The organism is Streptomyces poriferorum (assembly GCF_019399235.1).
In the GTDB taxonomy this organism is placed as follows: domain Bacteria; phylum Actinomycetota; class Actinomycetes; order Streptomycetales; family Streptomycetaceae; genus Streptomyces; species Streptomyces poriferorum.
The window spans coordinates 22,859-40,977 of the sequence record NZ_JAELVH010000035.1; the positions used below are offsets into that span (position 1 = coordinate 22,859).

Annotated in this window: 15 protein-coding genes; 11 read left to right on the forward strand and 4 right to left on the reverse strand. The window is 72.4% G+C overall.

What is annotated here, in order from left to right:
- Window positions 1-37: 37 nt before the first annotated feature.
- From JGS39_RS09405 to JGS39_RS09420, 4 genes are all read left to right on the forward strand, one after another.
- Window positions 38-1,306 (forward strand): MFS transporter, encoded by a 1,269-nt coding sequence (locus JGS39_RS09405; RefSeq protein WP_219568303.1) that lies wholly within the window; start codon window positions 38-40, stop codon window positions 1,304-1,306.
- Window positions 1,307-1,358: 52 nt separating this feature from the next.
- The gene (locus JGS39_RS09410; RefSeq protein WP_219568343.1) at window positions 1,359-2,456 is read left to right on the forward strand and encodes a MerR family transcriptional regulator; all 1,098 of its coding nucleotides are present in this window, start codon (window positions 1,359-1,361) and stop codon (window positions 2,454-2,456) included.
- A 306-nt stretch (window positions 2,457-2,762) separates the two neighbouring features.
- Complete coding sequence (locus tag JGS39_RS09415) at window positions 2,763-3,677, forward strand: AurF N-oxygenase family protein (protein WP_219568304.1); 915 nt, start codon at window positions 2,763-2,765, stop codon at window positions 3,675-3,677.
- Window positions 3,678-3,772: 95 nt separating this feature from the next.
- Entirely contained in the window at window positions 3,773-5,419 is a 1,647-nt protein-coding gene (locus tag JGS39_RS09420; RefSeq protein WP_219568305.1) for an FAD-dependent oxidoreductase, read from the forward strand.
- A gap of 33 nt (window positions 5,420-5,452) precedes the next feature.
- Here JGS39_RS09420 and JGS39_RS09425 read toward each other — a convergent pair whose 3' ends face one another.
- Window positions 5,453-5,977: a DoxX family protein gene (locus JGS39_RS09425; protein WP_148017109.1), complete on the reverse strand. Its 525-nt coding sequence runs from the start codon at window positions 5,975-5,977 to the stop codon at window positions 5,453-5,455.
- A gap of 236 nt (window positions 5,978-6,213) precedes the next feature.
- On the opposite strand from JGS39_RS09425, the gene JGS39_RS09430 reads away from it, so the two are divergent.
- Window positions 6,214-8,229: an NADPH-dependent 2,4-dienoyl-CoA reductase gene (locus tag JGS39_RS09430; protein ID WP_219568306.1), complete on the forward strand. Its 2,016-nt coding sequence runs from the start codon at window positions 6,214-6,216 to the stop codon at window positions 8,227-8,229.
- A gap of 233 nt (window positions 8,230-8,462) precedes the next feature.
- On the forward strand, window positions 8,463-9,014 hold the full coding sequence (locus JGS39_RS09435) for a PadR family transcriptional regulator (RefSeq protein ID WP_219568307.1): 552 nt from the start codon (window positions 8,463-8,465) through the stop codon (window positions 9,012-9,014).
- Window positions 9,015-9,026: 12 nt separating this feature from the next.
- On the opposite strand, the gene JGS39_RS09440 is transcribed toward JGS39_RS09435, so the two are convergent.
- A complete protein-coding gene (locus JGS39_RS09440; RefSeq protein WP_219568308.1) occupies window positions 9,027-9,986 on the reverse strand; it encodes a DMT family protein in 960 nt (319 codons plus the stop codon).
- The gene (locus tag JGS39_RS09445) at window positions 9,983-10,822 is read right to left on the reverse strand and encodes a phosphatase PAP2 family protein (protein WP_219568309.1); all 840 of its coding nucleotides are present in this window, start codon (window positions 10,820-10,822) and stop codon (window positions 9,983-9,985) included. The genes JGS39_RS09440 and JGS39_RS09445 overlap by 4 nt, the downstream gene beginning before the upstream one ends.
- Before the next feature lie 173 nt (window positions 10,823-10,995).
- On the opposite strand from JGS39_RS09445, the gene JGS39_RS09450 reads away from it, so the two are divergent.
- The 5 genes from JGS39_RS09450 (at window position 10,996) to JGS39_RS09470 (ending at window position 14,909) form a co-directional block, all read left to right on the forward strand.
- Window positions 10,996-11,625 (forward strand): TetR/AcrR family transcriptional regulator, encoded by a 630-nt coding sequence (locus tag JGS39_RS09450; RefSeq protein ID WP_219568310.1) that lies wholly within the window; start codon window positions 10,996-10,998, stop codon window positions 11,623-11,625.
- Between the two features lie 216 nt (window positions 11,626-11,841).
- Window positions 11,842-12,855, forward strand: coding sequence for an SPFH domain-containing protein (locus tag JGS39_RS09455; RefSeq protein WP_219568311.1), 1,014 nt, complete (start codon window positions 11,842-11,844; stop codon window positions 12,853-12,855).
- The gene (locus JGS39_RS09460; protein WP_219568312.1) at window positions 12,852-13,751 is read left to right on the forward strand and encodes a hypothetical protein; all 900 of its coding nucleotides are present in this window, start codon (window positions 12,852-12,854) and stop codon (window positions 13,749-13,751) included. Before JGS39_RS09455 ends, JGS39_RS09460 begins: the two co-directional genes overlap by 4 nt.
- Before the next feature lie 79 nt (window positions 13,752-13,830).
- On the forward strand, window positions 13,831-14,358 hold the full coding sequence (locus JGS39_RS09465) for a nucleotide triphosphate diphosphatase NUDT15 (RefSeq protein WP_219568313.1): 528 nt from the start codon (window positions 13,831-13,833) through the stop codon (window positions 14,356-14,358).
- A 56-nt stretch (window positions 14,359-14,414) separates the two neighbouring features.
- On the forward strand, window positions 14,415-14,909 hold the full coding sequence (locus JGS39_RS09470) for an FBP domain-containing protein (protein WP_219568314.1): 495 nt from the start codon (window positions 14,415-14,417) through the stop codon (window positions 14,907-14,909).
- Between the two features lie 83 nt (window positions 14,910-14,992).
- On the opposite strand, the gene JGS39_RS09475 is transcribed toward JGS39_RS09470, so the two are convergent.
- Window positions 14,993-18,082, reverse strand: a complete 3,090-nt coding sequence (locus JGS39_RS09475) for a beta-galactosidase (protein WP_219568315.1) — start codon at window positions 18,080-18,082, stop codon at window positions 14,993-14,995.
- Window positions 18,083-18,119: the final 37 nt, after the last annotated feature.

An 18,119-nucleotide genomic window follows, 5' to 3' on the forward strand; every position in this document is an offset into this window, starting at 1 on the left:
CACTACGCTGAGCGCCTTCACATCCGGGAGGGTCCGGTTGGTACGGGGGAACGCGCTCGGGCAGGACTTCCGGCGGCTGTGGGGCGCTTACGCGGTCAGCGCGGCGGGCAGTGCCGTAGGCATGGGGGCGCTGCCGCTGGTCGCCCTCCTGGTGCTGCACAGCTCGGCGTTCCAGGTCTCCCTGCTCGCCGCGATGTCCGCCGTGGCCAGCGCCCTCATCGCCCTGCCGCTCGGTGTCCGTATCGAGCACCGGTACAAGCGGCCTGCCATGATCACCGCCGATCTGGTCCGCTGCGCGGTGCTGGCGAGCATTCCGGTCGCCATGGCCTTCGACGGGCTCACGTTCACCCAGCTGTGCGTCGTCGGAATTCTCCAGACTGCCGCGTCCGTCGCGTTCGACGCGGCAAGCGGCGCGCACCTCAAGGCGCTCGTCCCGCCCGCGCACCGGCTCCGCGCCAACAGCCTGTTCGAGACCACCAACTGGATCAGTGTCAGCGCCGGCCCGCCCGTCGGCGGGCTGCTGATCGGGGTGCTGGGCGCCGCCGCCACGATGGTGGCCGATGCTCTGTCGTTCCTCGGCTCGGCCCTCGGAATCCGCCGCATCCGGCAGCCCGAACCCGCGCCACCGGTGCGCGCGGCCGCCCCGCACCAGGGCCGCGACCTCTCCGCCGGCTGGCAGTACCTCCTGCGGCATCCTGGGCTGCGCCCGCTGTTCTTCAACGCTCTGCTCTTCGGCGGCTCCGTCATGATGGCGTCTCCGCTGATGGCCGTCCTCATGCTGCGTGACCTCGGCCTGGCGCCGTGGCAGTACGGACTCGCCCTGGGCCTGCCGTGTCTGGGCGGCGTACTCGGTTCACGGCTGACCCCGCTGCTCACCCGGCGGTTCGGACAGCGCCGCGTGCTGTTGCTTTCCGGAGTCCTGCGCACGCTGTGGATCGTCCTGCTGCCGCTGACGCCTTCCGGCGCCCCCGGCGTGTTCACCATCGTGGCCGCCGACTTCGGCCTGCTCTTCGCCGCCGGCATCTTCAATCCCTCGTTCACCACCTACCGGATGGCGGCCACACCGGACGCCTTCATGTCCCGCGTCGCCACCTCCTGGTCGGTCGGCGCGAAGACCTCCCAGGCCGCGTTCATGATCGCCGGTGGCATCCTCGCCGGTGCGGCGGGCGTCCGCGGCGCCCTGATCGTCGCCGGACTGCTGTGCATGGCGAGTGCGCTGCTCCTGCCGTGGCGTCGGGCGCGCACCGCCGCCGGGGCTGTTCCGGCCCCCGCGGTGGAAGCGGCGTCCGACGCACATCGCGCTTGACCCTCACGTGGCGTCAGGCCGCATAGTCGGAGCCGTGGAAGATCACTGGACCGTGGGACGCGTGGCCGAGCTGGCCGGTGTGAGCGTCCGCACGCTGCATCACTACGACGCGATCAGGCTCGTCCGGCCGTCGGCGCGGACCCCGGCCGGCTACCGGGCCTATTCGGCGGCCGACGTGGAACGCCTGCGCGAGGTACTGGCCTACCGGCGGCTGGGCTTCGGGCTGCGGGAGATCGCGGAACTGGTCGGCGACCCGACCACCGACGCGGTCGCGCACCTGCTCCGGCTGCGCGGCCTGCTGCTGGAGCGGCGTGATCGCGCCGACGCCATGGTGACGGCCATCGACAGCGAACTCGAAGCACGGGCGAAGGGACTGAAGGTGACACCGGAGGAACAGCTGGAGATGCTCGGTGCACGGCTGTACGACGCGATCGGGGGCGCCTACACCGCGACACGGCGTACCGAGCCACGGATCGCCGCACAGATCTGGGACGCGCTCGGAGACGCTCGGACAGTACTGAACGTCGGGGCCGGCACCGGCTCCTACGAGCCGGCCGACCGTGACGTGACCGCGGTCGAACCCTCGGCGGTCATGCGGGAGCAGCGGCCGGCCGGATCGGCGCCGTGCGTGGCCGCCGCCGCGGAGAGCCTGCCCTTCGAGGACGGCTCCTTCGACGTCGCGATGGCCGTCTCCACCGTTCACCACTGGGGGGACCCGATAGCGGGGCTGCGCGAGATGCGGCGGGTGGCCCGGCGCGTGGTGGTGCTCACGTTCGACACCGACGAGCCCGGATGGCAGGACCGGTTCTGGCTCACTCGTGACTACCTCCCCGAGTTCGCCACCGTTCTCGCGGACTTCCCGTCACTGGCCGGTATGGCCGGCGCGATCAGCGCCCGCGTCGAGCCCGTACCCGTCCCGTGGGACTGCGCCGACGGCCTGTTCGAGGCGTACTGGCGCCGGCCGGGGGCGTATCTGGAGGATCATGTGCGGCGCGCGATGTCGGTGTGGACGAGGGTGGGCCCGCAGGCCGAGCGGCGGGCGGTACGCCGCCTCGGCGACGACCTCGACTCCGGCAGGTGGGCCGAGCGCAACAGCGACCTCGCCGGCCTCGACGCGGCAGATCTGGGCCTGCGTCTGCTCATGGCCTGAGCCGCAGCCGCGGGTCCCCGCCGCCCTGCCCCGGAGGCCGTTGTCCCGGGGTACGGGCCGGCTGTCTCGGAGCACTCCTGCCGCTCCCGAAGTACGCCTCGTCGTGGAGAGATCGTACGGATTCCCTACGCGGGGGTAGGCCCGCACACCCCTCTTGCTATACCTTCCGTCTAACAGCTTGCTAGACGTCGCGTCTAACAAGCCAGGGGCGGCGCCCGGCGGCCGTCGCTCTCATCGGGCAGACACGGATGAGAGAAGGGGCCGGGCACCGTCGGGTCGATCTGTCTCGATTCAAGGAGCCGCACCATGGCAAGCAGTACCGTCCGGCCGGAGGACCAGGACCGGCTCGCCGGGGAGGACGTCGCCCGGCGCCTGCTCGACTCGGCCTCGAAGCTCTCCTACGACCCGGCCACCGAGGTGGACTGGGACACCCCCCTGGACACCGCGCATCACGGCGCGAGCCCGGAGTGGAGCACTCTCTACGGCACCGCGTACTGGCAGGAGTTGACCGATGACCAGCGCAAGGCGCTGACGCGCCAGGAGGCCGCTTCCGTAGCCAGCACCGGCATCTGGTTCGAGATGATCCTCCAGCAGATGGTGCTGCGCGACATGTACGCCAAGGACCCCACGGACCCGCGATTCCAGTGGGCGCTCACCGAGGTCGCCGACGAGTGCCGGCACTCCATCATGTTCGCCCGCGGCGCCGCGAAGCTGGGCGCACCCGCCTACCGGCCGCGTCGCCCGGTGGTCGAACTGGGCCGCGCCTTCAAGACACTTGCCTTCGGCGAGGCGGCGTACGCGGCGATCCTCGTGGCGGAGGAGGTGCTCGACGTGATGCAGCGGGACTGGATGCGGGACGAACGGGTCGCGCCGTTCGTCCGGACGATCAACAACATCCATGTGGTTGAGGAGTCGCGGCACATGAAGTTCGCCCGTGACGAGACCCGCAGGCGCCTGCGCACCGCGGGACCGCTGCGCCGGCAGATCAACTCGCTCGTGGTCGCCATCGCCTCGTATTACATCGTCACCAGCATGGTGAACGCGGACGTCTACGCGAACGCGGGGCTGGACAGCGCACGCGCCCGCGCCGAGGCGAAGACCAACGAGCACCACAAGTCCCTGATGCGCTCCAGCTGTTCGGGCCTGATGGAGTTCCTGGCCTCGGCCCGTCTCCTCACCGGGCCGGCTCTCTTCTTCTACAAGCGCGCCCACCTGATCTGACCCGAGCCCCCGCAAGCACGCCCCCTCTCCTGCGACCCGTCCTTCCCGAGCGCGCCGCCCCGATCTGATCCGAGCCGAGAGCCCGAGCTGACGCGATGACCTACGCCATCACCCAGACCTGCTGCAGCGACGCCACCTGTGTCGCCGTGTGCCCCGTCAACTGCATCCATCCCACGCCCGAGGAGCAGGCCTTCGGCAGCACGGAGATGCTCTACGTCGACCCGGAGACCTGCATCGACTGCGGCGCCTGCGCGGACGCCTGCCCGGTCGACGCGATCTTCCCGGTGGACAGCCTCTTCGGAGCGCAGAAGGAGTACGCCGGCATCAACGCGGCGTACTACGCGGGCCGGGAGCCGGAGCCGGCCTCCGGCCCGAACTTCCACGCCTGGGGCGAGCCGTCGTTCCCCCGCAGCCTTCCGTCGGACTTCGCCCCGATCCGGGTGGCCGTCGTCGGCACGGGCCCGGCCGGGATGTACGCCGCCGAGGACCTGCTGCTGCACACCAACGCCGAGGTGACGCTGATCGACCGGCTGCCGGTGGCGGGCGGCCTCGTCCGGTACGGCGTGGCGCCCGACCACCCCGCGACGAAGGGGGTCGGCGAGGCCTTCGCGCGATTCCACTCCCACCCCCGGGTCCGGATGCACCTGGGGGTCGAGGTCGGCAAGGACCTCACCGCCGAGGAGCTCTCCGCCCATCACGACGCGGTGATCTACGCGGTCGGCGCATCCGCCTCCCGCCGGCTCGGCATCCCGGGCGAGGATCTTCCGGCCAGCGCCCCGGCCACCTCGTTCGTGTCCTGGTACAACGCCCACCCGGAAGTCCCGCCGGAGACCTTCGACCTGTCCGCGGAGCGGGTGATCGTCGCCGGCAACGGCAACGTGGCGCTGGATGTGGCGCGCGTCCTCGTCACCGACCCCGCCGCGCTGGCGGGCACCGACATCGCCGGGCACGCGCTGGCGGCCCTGCGGGACTCCAGGGTCCGCGAGGTCGTCCTGCTCGGCAGGCGCGGCCCCGACGACACCGCCTGCACCGCGTCCGAACTGCTCGCTCTCGGGCACCTGCCTGGCGTGGAGCTGGTGGTCGACGACGGCGACCCGCGGACCGCGGCGGCGATCGACGAGGCCGCCACGGGCGCCAAGGCGTCCCTGCTGCGGGAGTTGCCCCGGGAGACGGTCGACTGGTCGCAGCCCCCGCCGCCCGGGCGTCGTATCGTCTTCCGCTTCCACTCCTCGCCGGTGGCGGTGCTCGGTGCCGACGCCGTCGAGGCGGTGCGGGTGACGGCCGCCGACGGTGATCAGGAGATTCCGACCGGCCTGTTCCTGCGGGCCATCGGTTACCGGGGCCTGCCGGTTCCCGGGCTGCCCTTCGACGAGGCGACCGGAACCGTGCCGCACGAGGGCGGCCGGGTGGCGGGCGTGCCCGGCAGCTATGTCGTCGGCTGGATCAAGCGCGGCCCCTCGGGCGGCATCGGGGCCAACCGCACCTGCGCCGCCGAGACCGTGGGCACCCTTCTGGCCGATGCCGTCGCGGGCGCGCTGCCCTCATCCCCGTACCCGGCGAAGGCGTTCGGGCGACTGGCCCGCAACCGCGGCCGTCAGGTGGTCGACGCCCGGGGGCTGGCCGCCATCGACCGCGCCGAGCAGGCCCGGGGGCGCGAACAGGGCCGTCCGCGCGTCAAGTTCGACACGGTTCCCGCACTGATCGCCGCGTCGAAGGGAAGCCGCTGGAGGTCAGTGCGCTGAGCCGGACACCCGGCCCCCGCCCGGGAACAGGCGTCAGAACTCCTCCGGCTCCGCGACCTGCCCCTTGGCCCGCTTGCCGACGACGGCGACCGCGGCCGCGGCGCTGCCCACGAAGGCCAGGGCCACCATCCAGGGCTGGTTGAACGCGTGCCGGGTGGCGTGGTCCACGGAGTAGCGGCCGGGGCCCGTCAGGCCGATGGCGGCGGCGGTGAAGCCGAGGAAGGCGGGGTATTCGTAGCCGCCGCCCTGCGCGAAGAACCCGGCGGGGGCGTGGACGGCCACGGCTCCCGCCATGGCGCCCGCCGCGGCCGCGCCGGCGGCCGGGGTGGCCAGACCCAGGGCCAGCAGGACGCCGCCGCCGGCCTCGCCGAGACCGGCGGCGATCGCGCTGTGCTTCGGCGGGTGGAAGCCCATGGCCTCCATCGCGGCCGTGGTGCCCTCGATGCCGCCGCCTCCGAACCAGCCGGCGAGTTTCTGGCTGCCGTGCGCGGCCAGCACCGCGCCGGTGCCGACACGAAGGACAAGCAGGCCTAGGTCACGACGGTTGACGCTGCCCATGAGGGTCTCCGGAAGGATCGGGGGCCCGGCCGGAAGTGAGGGGGCCCGGGTGCGGTACGCACTCCACTCTCCGCGCACCGGACTCCCGACGGGTCACGTTGTTACGCCGTCCGGGCGCCCCGGCAGCGGCGCGTGACCCGTGACACAGTGCGACGTACCTCATTGTGCAACTTGTTGCACAACGGCGATCCGGTGGTCTAGAACTGGCGTAACCACACCGCGCGAGGAGCCCCCGCATGAGCCCGTACCCGCATCTGCTGAGCCCGCTCGACCTCGGGTTCACCACCCTCCCCAACCGGGTGCTGATGGGGTCGATGCACATCGGCCTGGAGGAGGTCGAGAACGGCTTCGAGCGCATGGCCGCGTTCTACGCGGCCCGCGCCCGCGGCGGTGTGGGCCTCATGGTCACCGGAGGCATCGCGCCGAACGAACGGGCCTGTTCGCTGCCCGGCGGCGCCAAGATGACGACCGAGGCGGAGGCGGCGCAGCATGCCGTGGTGACCTCGGCCGTACACGCGGCGGGCGGCCGGATCGCCATGCAGATCCTGCACTTCGGGCGCTACGCACACCACCCCGGCCTGGTGGCGCCGAGCGCGATCCAGGCGCCGATCAGCGGGTTCGTCCCGCACGCCCTGACCGACGACGAGGTCGAGTCGACCATCGAGGACTTCGTCACGGCTGCCGCGCTGGCGCAGAGCGCGGGGTACGACGGCGTCGAGATCATGGGCTCCGAGGGCTACCTGATCAACGAGTTCATCGCCTCGGCGACCAATCACCGCGAGGACCGCTGGGGCGGGTCGTACGAGAACCGCATCCGCTTCCCCGTCGAGATCGTGCGCCGGGTCCGGGAGCGGGTGGGCAGCGACTTCATCCTGATCTACCGGCTCTCGATGCTGGACCTGGTGCCCGGCGGATCGTCGCTGGAGGAGGTCGTGCGGCTCGCCCGGGAGATCGAGGCGGCCGGGGCGACCATCATCAACACCGGCATCGGCTGGCACGAGGCCCGCATCCCCACCATCGCGACATCGGTGCCGCGCGGTGCCTTCACCTGGGTCACCGAGAAGGTGCGCGGCGCCGTCTCCGTACCGCTGGTGACGAGCAACCGCATCAACACCCCCGAGGTCGCCGAGCAGATCCTCGCGGCGGGCCGCGCGGACATGGTGTCGATGGCCCGGCCGTTCCTGGCGGACCCCGACTTCGTCGCGAAGGCGAGCGAGGGCCGCGCGGACGCGATCAACACCTGCATCGGCTGCAACCAGGCCTGCCTGGACCACATCTTCAGCGGCAAGGTGACCTCCTGCCTGGTCAACCCGCGCGCCTGCCACGAGACCGAACTCACCCTGTCGCCGACCCGCACCCGAAAGCGCGTCGCGGTCGTCGGTGCCGGTCCGGCCGGTCTCGCCTGCGCCGTGACCGCCGCCGAGCGCGGGCACGCGGTGACGCTCTTCGACGCGGCCGGGGAGATCGGCGGGCAGCTCAACGTGGCACGCCGGGTGCCGGGCAAGGAGGAGTTCAACGAGACGCTGCGCTACTTCCGTACCCGGCTGGCGGAGGAGAAGGTCGAGCTGCGGCTGGGCGCCGCGGTCGGCGCCGGGGAGCTCGACGGCTTCGACGAGGTGGTCCTGGCGACGGGGGTCACTCCCCGTACGCCCGCGATCCCGGGGGTGGACCACCCGAGCGTGGTCAGCTACCTCGACGTGCTGCGGCACGGGGCGCCGGTCGGCGACCGGGTGGCACTCGTCGGTGCGGGCGGGATCGGCTTCGACGTGGCCGAGTTCCTGACCGACGGCGGGGACGCGGCGAGCCTGGATCCGGAGGCGTTCTTCCGGCAGTGGGGCGTCGACACCGAGTACCGCGAGCGGGGCGGACTCGGCACCGCCGAGCGCCCGAAGTCCGCGCGCACCGTGCATCTGCTCCAGCGCAAGGCGAGCAAGGTCGGCGCGGGTCTCGGCAAGACGACGGGGTGGATCCACCGCACCGAGCTCCGGCACCGCGGCGTCACCATGATCGCGGGAGTCGGGTACGACCGGATCGACGACGAGGGTCTGCACGTCACGGTCGACGGCGAACAGCATCTGCTGCCGGTCGACACGATCGTGCTCTGCGCGGGCCAGGAGCCCCGCCGGGACCTGTACGAGGAGCTCATCGCCGCCGGCCGTCCGGCGCATCTGATCGGCGGCGCCGATGTGGCGGCCGAGCTGGACGCCAAGCGGGCGATCCGCCAGGGCACGGAACTCGCCGCCTCACTCTGATCACGGCCTCCGGGGGCCGGACCTCCCGTCCGGCCCTCCGGGCTCCTCAGGTCGTTTCCGCGAAGTCTCGTCCGGCCCGCGACGCCCGGCCCGCACGCCCGCGGCGTGACCGAAACGCCCGGGCAGCCCCGCTGCAGGGACGCTCCGGCACGTTGCGCGTACACGCGCCGGACGCCGCGGGCACCGCCCTCCGGGCGGACGACACTGTGCGGACACTCCCTAGGATGCACCCCATGTCACTCCCGCACGCGATCCTCACCGCCCTGCTCGAGAAGCCGTCGTCGGGGCTGGAGCTGACCCGCAGGTTCGACCGTTCGATCGGCTACTTCTGGTCGGCCACGCATCAGCAGATCTACCGCGAGCTGGGAAAGCTGGAGCAGGCCGGACAGATCAGGGCACTGGCGCCCGAACAGCCGGCCCGGGGGCAGAAGAAGGAGTACGAGGTACTGCCCGCGGGCCGCGAGGCGCTGTCCGCCTGGGTGGCCCGTCCGGAGGACCCGAAGCAGATCCGCGATCCTCTGCTGCTGCGCATGCGGGCGGCGGCGGTCGTCGGTGCGCCCGGTCTCGACGCGGAGCTGCGCCGCCACCTCGCGCTGCACCGGCTCCGGCTCGCGGAGTATCTGGAGATCGGGGAGCGGGACTTCCCGCCCGGGCGGGACGCCGCTCAGGACCGGCTGCGCCATCTCGTGCTGCGCGGCGGCATCGATCTGGAGAACTTCTGGGTCGGCTGGCTGACCCGGGCACTGGCCGAGGACGCCGGCGCCGCGGCAGCCGACCTCGGGTAACGGGCAGCGCCCCTACGAGCGGCCGGCCCGGATCCGCCGCAGGTGGCCGTGTTCCTGGTGGAGTGCGGCCCGCGGGCTCCGGATGACCACCCTCGACGGGGCACCGGGAGGCGGTCCGGCCACGACCGCGTCCGCGGCCGGCGCGGTCCGCGCCTGGGCGCGGCTGAGCAGGATCACGCCCCGCACCGCCGCCGCCGAGCCCAGCAGCGCCGGGACCAGGCTGATCGTCCCGCCCTGGAGCCGCTCCCCAAGCAGGGCCAGGCCGATGGCCGCCGCGGCGACCGGATTGGCGAGGGTGACGACGGCGAGCGGCGCGCCGAGACCGCCCCGGTAGGCGGTCTGCGAGAGGAGCAGTCCGCCCATCGCGAAGGCCGACACGAGCACTGCGACGACCACCAGCCGCCAGCTGAACAGCGGGCCGCTGGTGTGGTCGGTGACGGCGACGGTCAGCGTCTGCGTCAGTGCGGAGGCGACGCCCGAGGTGATGCCCGAGGCCGCGGCGTGCCGCAGGCCGGGGCGGGCGCCGGGGCGGCTGAGCCCGGTGACGACGGCCACGGTTCCCGCTCCGACGACCAGCGCCTCGGCCATGCTCAGCGTCTCGTGCGGGGCGGAGCCGCCCGCGGTCATCAGCAGGGCGCCCAGGCCCAGGAGCGTCAGGAGCGTGCCGCGCCACTCGGTCGTCGAGACCCTGCGGCCGGCGGCCCGGGCGCCCAGCGGCACGGCCGCCACCAGGGTGAGCGCGCCGAGCGGCTGGACGAGGGTGAGCGGACCGTACTTCAGTGCGGCGACGTGCAGCAGGGCGCCGCCGGCGTTCAGCCCGACGGCCGACCACCACGCGCCGCTGCCGAGCAGCCGGAGCGTCCCCGTCCCCGGCGCGGTGCGCCCCGCGAGCCGCGCCTGCGCCACCGCGGCGGAGGCGTAGGCGGCGGCGGAGACGAGCGACAGCGCTACGGCGACCAGGGTGGCGTTCATCGGCCGGCCCCTGCGGAGGCGTAGGTACGGCCTGACGCGTCGCGGGCGGCGACGGCGTACGCCGGCTCGCCCGCCGTGGACGGCCACGGCAGATGCTTCCGGACCGGCTCCGCCCGCGGCAGCCGCAGCGCCGCGAAGGCCACCGAGAGCAGCGCGGCCACGACGATCGAGTCCAGCCAGTAGTGGTTGGCGGTGCCGACTATGACGAGCAGCGTGATCGCCGGGTGCAGCAGCCACAGCCAGCGCCACCGCGAGCGGGTGGCGACGACGAGGCCGACGCCGACCATGACCGCCCAGCCGAAGTGCAGGGAGGGCATCGCGGCGAACTGGTTGGCCATCGAGTCGGTGGCGGGCGTGGACCCGTACACCGTCGGTCCGTAGACCTGGCCGGTGTCGACGAGGCCGGTGGCGGCGAGCAGCCGCGGCGGGGCGAGCGGGAACAGCAGGTGCAGGGCCAGTGCGGCACCGGTGAGCACGGCGAGGATGCGGCGGGACCACACGTAGTGGCGCGGCCGGCGCCAGTACAGCCAGCCGAGGAAGAGCAGGGTGGCCGGGAAGTGCACGGTCGCGTAGTAGGTGTTCGCGAGGTGGATCAGCGTCTCGTCGTGGAGCAGCAGACCCTGTACGGCGCCCTCGCCGGGCAGGTGCACGGCACGTTCGAGATCCCATACGCGTCCGGCGTTGTGGAACGCCTCGTCGACGTGACCGTTGGCCGCCTGGCGGCCGAACTTGTAGATCACGAAGAGTCCTACGACAAGAAGAAGCTCGCGGACGAGGGGCGGTCGGGCAGTAGTGTCCGGCTCCCGATCGGCGGGCCTGCTACCGGCGAACATCATCCGGTGCCCCTTTGCTGACGAAGCGGTGTTGAAGCGGTGTTTCGGCGGCAGGGACGAGTCCACGCCGTATCGATACGCCAGTGTACCGATACGGAGGCGTATCGGAACACTCACGTATCGGTACACTGGCGTATCGATGGACCTCGTCGCAGAGTCGCAGAGAGGGAAAGCGCATGTCGTCGCTGGAAACGGAGCCGGAGCAGGCCACCGCGTCGCGCCGCTCGAAGATCACGCCGGAGCGGGAACAGGAGCTCTTCACGGCCGTGCTCGACACGCTGAGGGAGAGCGGCTACGAATCGCTCACCATGGAAGGCGTCGCCTCGCGCTCCCGCTGCGGCAAGTCCACCCTCTACCGCCAGTGGGGCTCGAAACCCGAACTGGTCGTCGCGGCGCTGCACGGGACCAGGCGCGGACTGCTCGGCCGGATCGACACGGGCACGCTGGCCGACGACCTGCGCGAGGCGGCACGCGCCATCGGCGAGGGCTCCGGACGCGACACGCCTCTGATGCTGGCCCTGAGCCATGCCGCCCTGCAGAGCCCGGAGCTGCTGTGCGCGCTGCGCGAGTCGCTGATCCTGCCCGAGCTGGCGGCGATCGACGCCATGGTCGCGCGCGGCGTGGAGCGCGGCGAGGTGGCCGCGGACAACCCGGCCACGGAGTTCGTCGCCACCCAGCTGGTGGGCGTGATGCGCGCCCGCCCACTGCTGGAGTGCGCCTACGCGGACGAGACGTTCCTCGTCCGCTTCGTGGAGGGCGCGGTCTTTCCCGCACTCGGCCTGGACGCTCGAGCGCCCGGGTCCTGACAGACGTGGACCGTCGTCCCAGCGGATGACGACGGTCCGCCCGCGCCGCACCGTGGGGACGGGGGCGGCGCACCACCCGGCCGGCCGGTGACTTCTGCGGAAGTCACCGGCCGCCCGCGTTTGACCGCCGAGTTCCCGGCCACTCCTTCTCGTCTGCTTGACGATATGCAGCGCGGACCCATATCGTCTCCATGACGAGAACGAGGGGGTCCCACCATGGCCGACATCACCCGGCGCTTCGGCTGGCGTCATCTGCGCTCAGCTCCCACCGCCCACATCCGCCACCACAAGCGTGGCCGGCTCGCCCACGACGGGGCGGGGCTGAGCTTCTGGTACCGGTCGCTGAGCGCCGCGCTCTCCGAGGTCCCGGTCAACGACCGCGAGCTGGCCATGGCGTTCCACGCCCGTACGGCCGACTTCCAGGACGTCACCGTGCAGGCCACCGTCACGTACCGGATCAGCGATCCGGCCGAGGCAGCCGCACGCCTCGACTTCTCCGTCGACCCTGACACCGGCGCCTGGCGCGGCGCCCCGCTGGAGCAGATCGCGACGCTGCTGACCGAGACGGCCCAGCAGCACACCCTCGACGTCCTGGCCCGCACCCCGCTGGCCTCCGCACTGGTGGACGGCGTCGCCTCGGTACGCGAACGAGTGGCGGCCGGCCTCGCCGCTGAGCCCAGGCTCCCCGCCACCGGCATCGACGTGGTGGCGGTGCGCGTCGTCGCCATCCGCCCCGAGGCCGAGGTCGAACGTGCGCTGCGCACCCCCGCCCGGGAGCAGATCCAGCAGGAGGCCGACCGGGCCACCTACGAACGCCGGGCCGTGGCCGTCGAGCGCGAGCGGACGATCGCCGAGAACGAGCTGGCCAGCCAGATCGAGCTCGCCCGGCGCGAGGAGCAGCTCGTCGAGCAGCGCGGGACCAACACCCGCCGCGAGGCCGAGGAGCACGCGGCGGCCGACGGAGTGCGCGCCGAGGCCGAAGCCGCGCGCACGGTGCGCCTCGCCCGCGCCGAGGCGGAGGCGGCCCGTGAGGTCGGCGCGGCCCGTGCCGAGTCGCAGGCGGCCTGGCTCCGGGTGCACGCGGAGGTGGCCCCCGCGACCCTGCACGCGCTGGCCGCGACCCGGCTCGCCGAGAACCTCCCGCGCATCGAGAGCCTCACCCTCTCCCCCGACGTCCTCACCGGCCTGCTCTCCAAGCTCGGCCGGACCGCGCCGGAGACCCGGGCGTGAGCCTGGCCCCGAGGGCGGTCCTGGTCCACCGCACCACCGAGTACGAGGAGTTGCTGGCCCGGCACGGCACACACGGCCAGGCGGCGTTCTTCCTCTCCAGCCGGGGCCGGTCCATCGACGAGGTGGCCCGGCGGCACCAACGGGTCCAGCAGGCGCTGGCCGATGTGGCGGCGGCCGTTCCGCTCCAGTGGCGCCACTCGCGGGTGGAGCGGGCGGATCTGGACCGGTTCCTGTTCGCACCCGAGGACGTGGTGGTCGTCGTCGGCCAGGACGGGCTGGTCGCCAACGCCGCCAAGTACCTCTCCGGCCAGCCGGTCGTGGGGATCGACACCGACCCCGGCCGCAACCCCGGCGTCCTGGTCCGCCACCGGCCGGGCGACGCGGCGGCCCTCCTGCGGGCGGCCGTGGCGCCGGGCGGTGCGGCGGACGAGCTCACCATGGTGGAGGCGGTGGCCGACGACACCCAGCGGCTGCTGGCCCTCAATGAGATCTACCTCGGGCCGTCCGGGCACCAGACGGCGCGCTACCGGCTCGGAGCCGGACCGGCGGACTCCCCCGCCGAGTCACAGGCCTCGTCCGGCGTCCTGGTCGGCACGGGCACCGGCGCCACCGGGTGGCTGCGCTCCCTGTGGCAGGAACGCCGCAGCCCGCTCGTCCTGCCGGCACCGACCGACCCCCGGCTGCTCTGGTTCGTCCGGGAGGCCTGGCCGTCGCCGGCGACGGGCACCTCGCTCGTCTCGGGTGAGCTGGGCAGCGGTCAGGGACTGCGGCTGACCGTCGAGTCCGACCGGCTGGTGGTCTTCGGCGACGGCATGGAGACCGACGCGCTGGAGCTGACCTGGGGCCAGACCGTACGGCTCGGCATCTCGGCCACCTCGCTGCGGCTGACGGTGTGACTGCGGCCGGGACCGCGCGTACCGGCCCCGGCCGTACGCTCTGTTCCTCGTACGGTCACCGAACCTCATGAGGAGCACCATGGACACGGTCCCCGCCCGCAACTCCCGCCCCCCTCTGGCCCAGGCGGCGCTGGGTGTCGGGGTGCTGGTGCGGGACGGGCAGGGGCGGATCCTGCTCGGGCGGCACCACAGCGGCACCTGGGAGCTGCCCGGCGGCAAGGTCGATCCGACGCATGAGTCGATCGCGGCGGCGGCCGTGCGTGAGCTGCGGGAGGAAACGGGGCTGGAGGCCGCCGAACGCGAGGTGCGCGTCTTCGCGATGCTGCACGACTCGGTCCACGGGATCAACCGGGTGACGATGGCCGCGCTGGTGACCGTCGGGGACGGCACCGCGCGGGTGACCGAACCCCATCTCATCAGCACCTGGCGATGGATCCGGCCAGAGGACCTGCCCGCACCGCTCTTCGATCCCTCGGCACAGATCATCGCGGCCTGGCGCCCCGACCTCGGGATCGCGCACCCGCCCGTGCACCGGCTGGACATCGCGTCCGGGAGCAACGGGAGCACCGAAGACCCCCAGGGTTCCGAGAGCAGCACTCAGGCATAGCCCTATATCCATTAATCATTTGCCTAGGGCTCATAGGCAGAGTTAGCGTCGTCGGTATGAAGGCCGTGACCGAGCAGGACATCCGCACATCGTTCGTCAACTGCTCCAAGGGAGAAGCAGGGCGTCTGCCGCTGCCCCGCGATCTCGACGAGCTGCCGTGGGACGATCTCGACTTCCTGGGGTGGCGCGATCTCTCCGCCCCCGGGCGGAGCTATATCGTCACCGAGCACGAGGGCCGGCTGACCGGCATCTCGCTGCGCTTCCCCTCCCAGCAGCGCGGGTTCCTCCACCGCAGCATGTGCTCGCTGTGCCTGACCACGCACCCGGGCAGCGGGGTATCGCTGCAGACCGCCCGCAAGGCGGGCCCGGCGGGGCGTGAGGGCAACTCGGTCGGTCTGTATATGTGCACCGACCTGGCCTGCTCGCTCTACGTGCGGGGGAAGAAGGCCGTCGCCTCGGGCGCCCGTTTCAAGGAGTCGCTGACCGTGGAGGAGCAGATCGACCGTACGAAGGCGAATCTCGCGGCGTACGTCGCCAAGCTCTTCGGCTGAGCGGGGCGGACACGGCCGTGCCCGCCCCGACGGTCGACGGTCGACGGGCGACGGGGGCGGACACGGCTCGGTGTGCGGGCCGGTTACCGCGCGGCGCGCCGTGCGGCGACCGCCGCGTAGCCGGGCGCCGAGTTCTGCGTACCCGCGACACCTCCCAGCACGGTGCCCTGGTTCACGAGCGCGACCGCGTCGGGTCCGACGCCGGCCTGCTCTGCGGTGACCGCCAGCGCGAGGGTGTTCTCGCCCTGCGCCTTCAGGAAGCCGGCGGGGATGACGAACTCCTTCTGCGGACCGACGTTGTTGACGTACTGGCCGGTGTTCCAGCCGTTGACGAAGATCTGGACGCGGTACTTGTCCGCCTTCGCGCTGTGGTCGTCGATCCGCAGGCCGACCGCCGTGTCCGCACCCCTGGGCAGGTTCAGGCGGACGGTGGTGCGGTACCACCGCACGCCCGGGCGCGCGCTCTTGAGCGCGCCGGTCCGCTCCCAGGACGAGTCCGGCGCGCCCGGCAGGTGCCAGCCCATGCGCTCTCCGTACAGACCTCCGTTGTTGTAGAGACCGCGTGCGGTGTCGGCGGGGGCCGGGCCGCCGGGTGCGCCCTGGATCCGCCAGTCGACCCTGCCCGCTCCGGCGATGCCGACGTCGGCCAGGCCGCGGCCCCCCTTGGACCGGCCGTCGGAACTCCAGTCCTCGTACTGGCCCATGTTCCGCACGAGGACCGCCAGTACGGCGGGCCTGCCCGGCTCGGTCAGACCCGCCGGGACCGTATGGGTGGCGGTTCCGTCGCCCTGGGCGCCGAGGTAGTGGCCGTTCAGCCAGACGAGGGCGTGGCCGGCGGTGCCGGTCTTCACCGTGACCTCGACCGTGCTGCCGGCGGCGGCCGGTGTGTAGTGGCCGCGGTACCAGGTGTCGCCCTCGTGGAATCCGTACTCGTCCGTGTCCAGTACGACGCCGGAGACCGCGCCGGGCCCGTGGCGCGGGTTGGCGGCCGTGGTCCGGTCCGCCTTCGTCCAGCCCGAGTCGTCGAACGCTGTCGTACGTTCGGGATCGGACCCGGCGGTGCGCCAGGTGTCCAGGGCCGGCAGCGCCACGTCCGCGGGGCCGGGCAGATCGGCGACGAGCGCTCCTGCCTCGTCCCGGACCGTCCGCAGAGGGCGGTTGTTCCAGGTGAGGGTGTTCACGCCGGCGGGGGCGAAGACGCGCAGCCGTCCGGCCTCCCGGGTGTCGCCGGTCAGCTCCAGCCGGGCGCCTGTGACCCGGGCGGTGCGGGCGAGTTCGGGCCCGGTGACCAGTACGTCGCTGCCCCCTGCGTCGAGCTGCCACGTGCCGGCGACGGCTTGCCGGTCGGAGATCACGAGGGTGAGCACCCGGCCGCCGCCCGAGACGCGTACGGTCCGGGTGCCGTCGTGCACGTAGTTGATCCGCAGGTCCTTGCGCTCCGGGTCCCAGGTGCTTTCCACCGGCGCCCCGTCCAGGGTGGTGACTTCGGGCCTCTCCGCGTAGCGCAGCACGGTCTCGCCGTCGGTGCCCCTCGCGCCGTCGAGGACCAGCAGATCGCGCCCCGCGTTCAGCTGGGTGAGCACCTGTGAGGTGGAGTAGACGAGCCGGTGCGGTCCGAAGGCGTAGTCCGCGACGAGGGTCGTGGCATCACGGCCGTCGATGGTGATCGCGGTGCCCGGCTTCTGGGGGACGCGGGGGTATTCCGGGGTCGCCGCGGCCTGCGCGGGCTCCTGCGACAGGGCGGGGGGAACGGCCGGGTCCAGGGGGAAGGTGACGCGGCTGGTCGTGGTGTCGTTGGAATCGGGGTGGCGCAACGTGATCAGCCGCATGCCGTTGCCCGAGACGGACGTACCGGCCGCGTGTTCGGTGGACAGGCGCTGCTGGGACCTGACGGGGCCGCCCCCCGTGACGGTGACCGGCGGGGCGGTGACGGGGCCTGCGGAGGCGATCGGCTTCACCGCGTGCTGCAGGTAGCCGAATTCCTTCTGGACGGCGAGGTTCGGGGTGATCCTACGGTTCTCGGATATCGCCGCCCCGTAGTCGTAGGAGGTGAATCCGGAGCCGGGGTCGCCGGTCCAGCCCCAGTTGGTGCCGCCGTACTCCATATAGGAGTTGAACAGGGTGGCACCGTTGGCGAGGTTGTTCACGGCGAACTGGCGGATGAAGGCCGCGTCGGTGAACTTCGCGCAGTCGCCCGTCTGGAAGTCGCGGCCCCACGCGGTGAACGCGCCGCCCTGCCCCTCGGCCACGAAGACGGGCGTGCCGGGTGAGTAGCCGCGGACCCGGGACTCGTAGTCGCTCAGCCGGCCCCGGCTGCCCGCGCAGTCGAAGCCCAGCGGATACGTGTCGAAGGCGTAGAGGTCCAACTGGGACCCACCGGGTCCGCCGGGCACGTTCCAGCCGTGGCCGTTGCCGTAGTCGTTGTGGAACAGCGGCACGGTGATGCCCTGCCCGACGACGGCGCTCTGCAGCTTCTCGATGTAGTCGGTGTGCTCGGCCGAGTTGTCGATCTGCTCGTTCTCGACCTGGTAGGCGATGACGCTGCCGCCGCCGTCGGTGATCTGGTGCCTGCCGATGATGCCGTTGACGGCCTTCAGCCACTCCAGGTCGGCCGCCAGGTTCTGCGGATCGGCCGTGCGCTGCTCGCCCGCGTACGTACTCATGTAGGGCGGCAGGCCGCCCATGCTCACTTCGGCGTTGATGTACGGGCCGGGGCGCGCGATGACGTAGAGGCCCTCCTGCTCAGCCATGGTGAGGAGCCGGTCGATGTCGCGGACGCCGGTGAAGTCGTAGGATCCCGGCTTGCTGGAGTGGTAGCCCCAGAAGAAGTACAACGACACGGCGTTGAAGCCCGATGCCTTGAGCTTCTGCAGGACGTCGCGCCACTGGTCGGGGCTCGGCAGCCGCCAGTAGTGGAACTCACCGGACCACACGACCAGCCGCTCGCCGTCGACCTTCAGGGACTTCTCGTCCCAGGCGACGGTGTGGGGGCGGCTGTCGTTGCCCGGGAAGCGGTGGGTGGTGGCCGTGGCGGCCGATGGTGCCGCCGGCGGTCCCGCGGGGTGCGCGGAAACAGGCAGGGGCGCCGCGAGGGACAGCACGAGGCCGGTGGCCAGGCCGCCGACGACGGCGCGGCGCCGTAAGGCGCGCGGCCGGTGGGAGTGTTTCGTCATGAACGCCCTTTCGCTGAAGCGCTGATGGTGCGCTGAT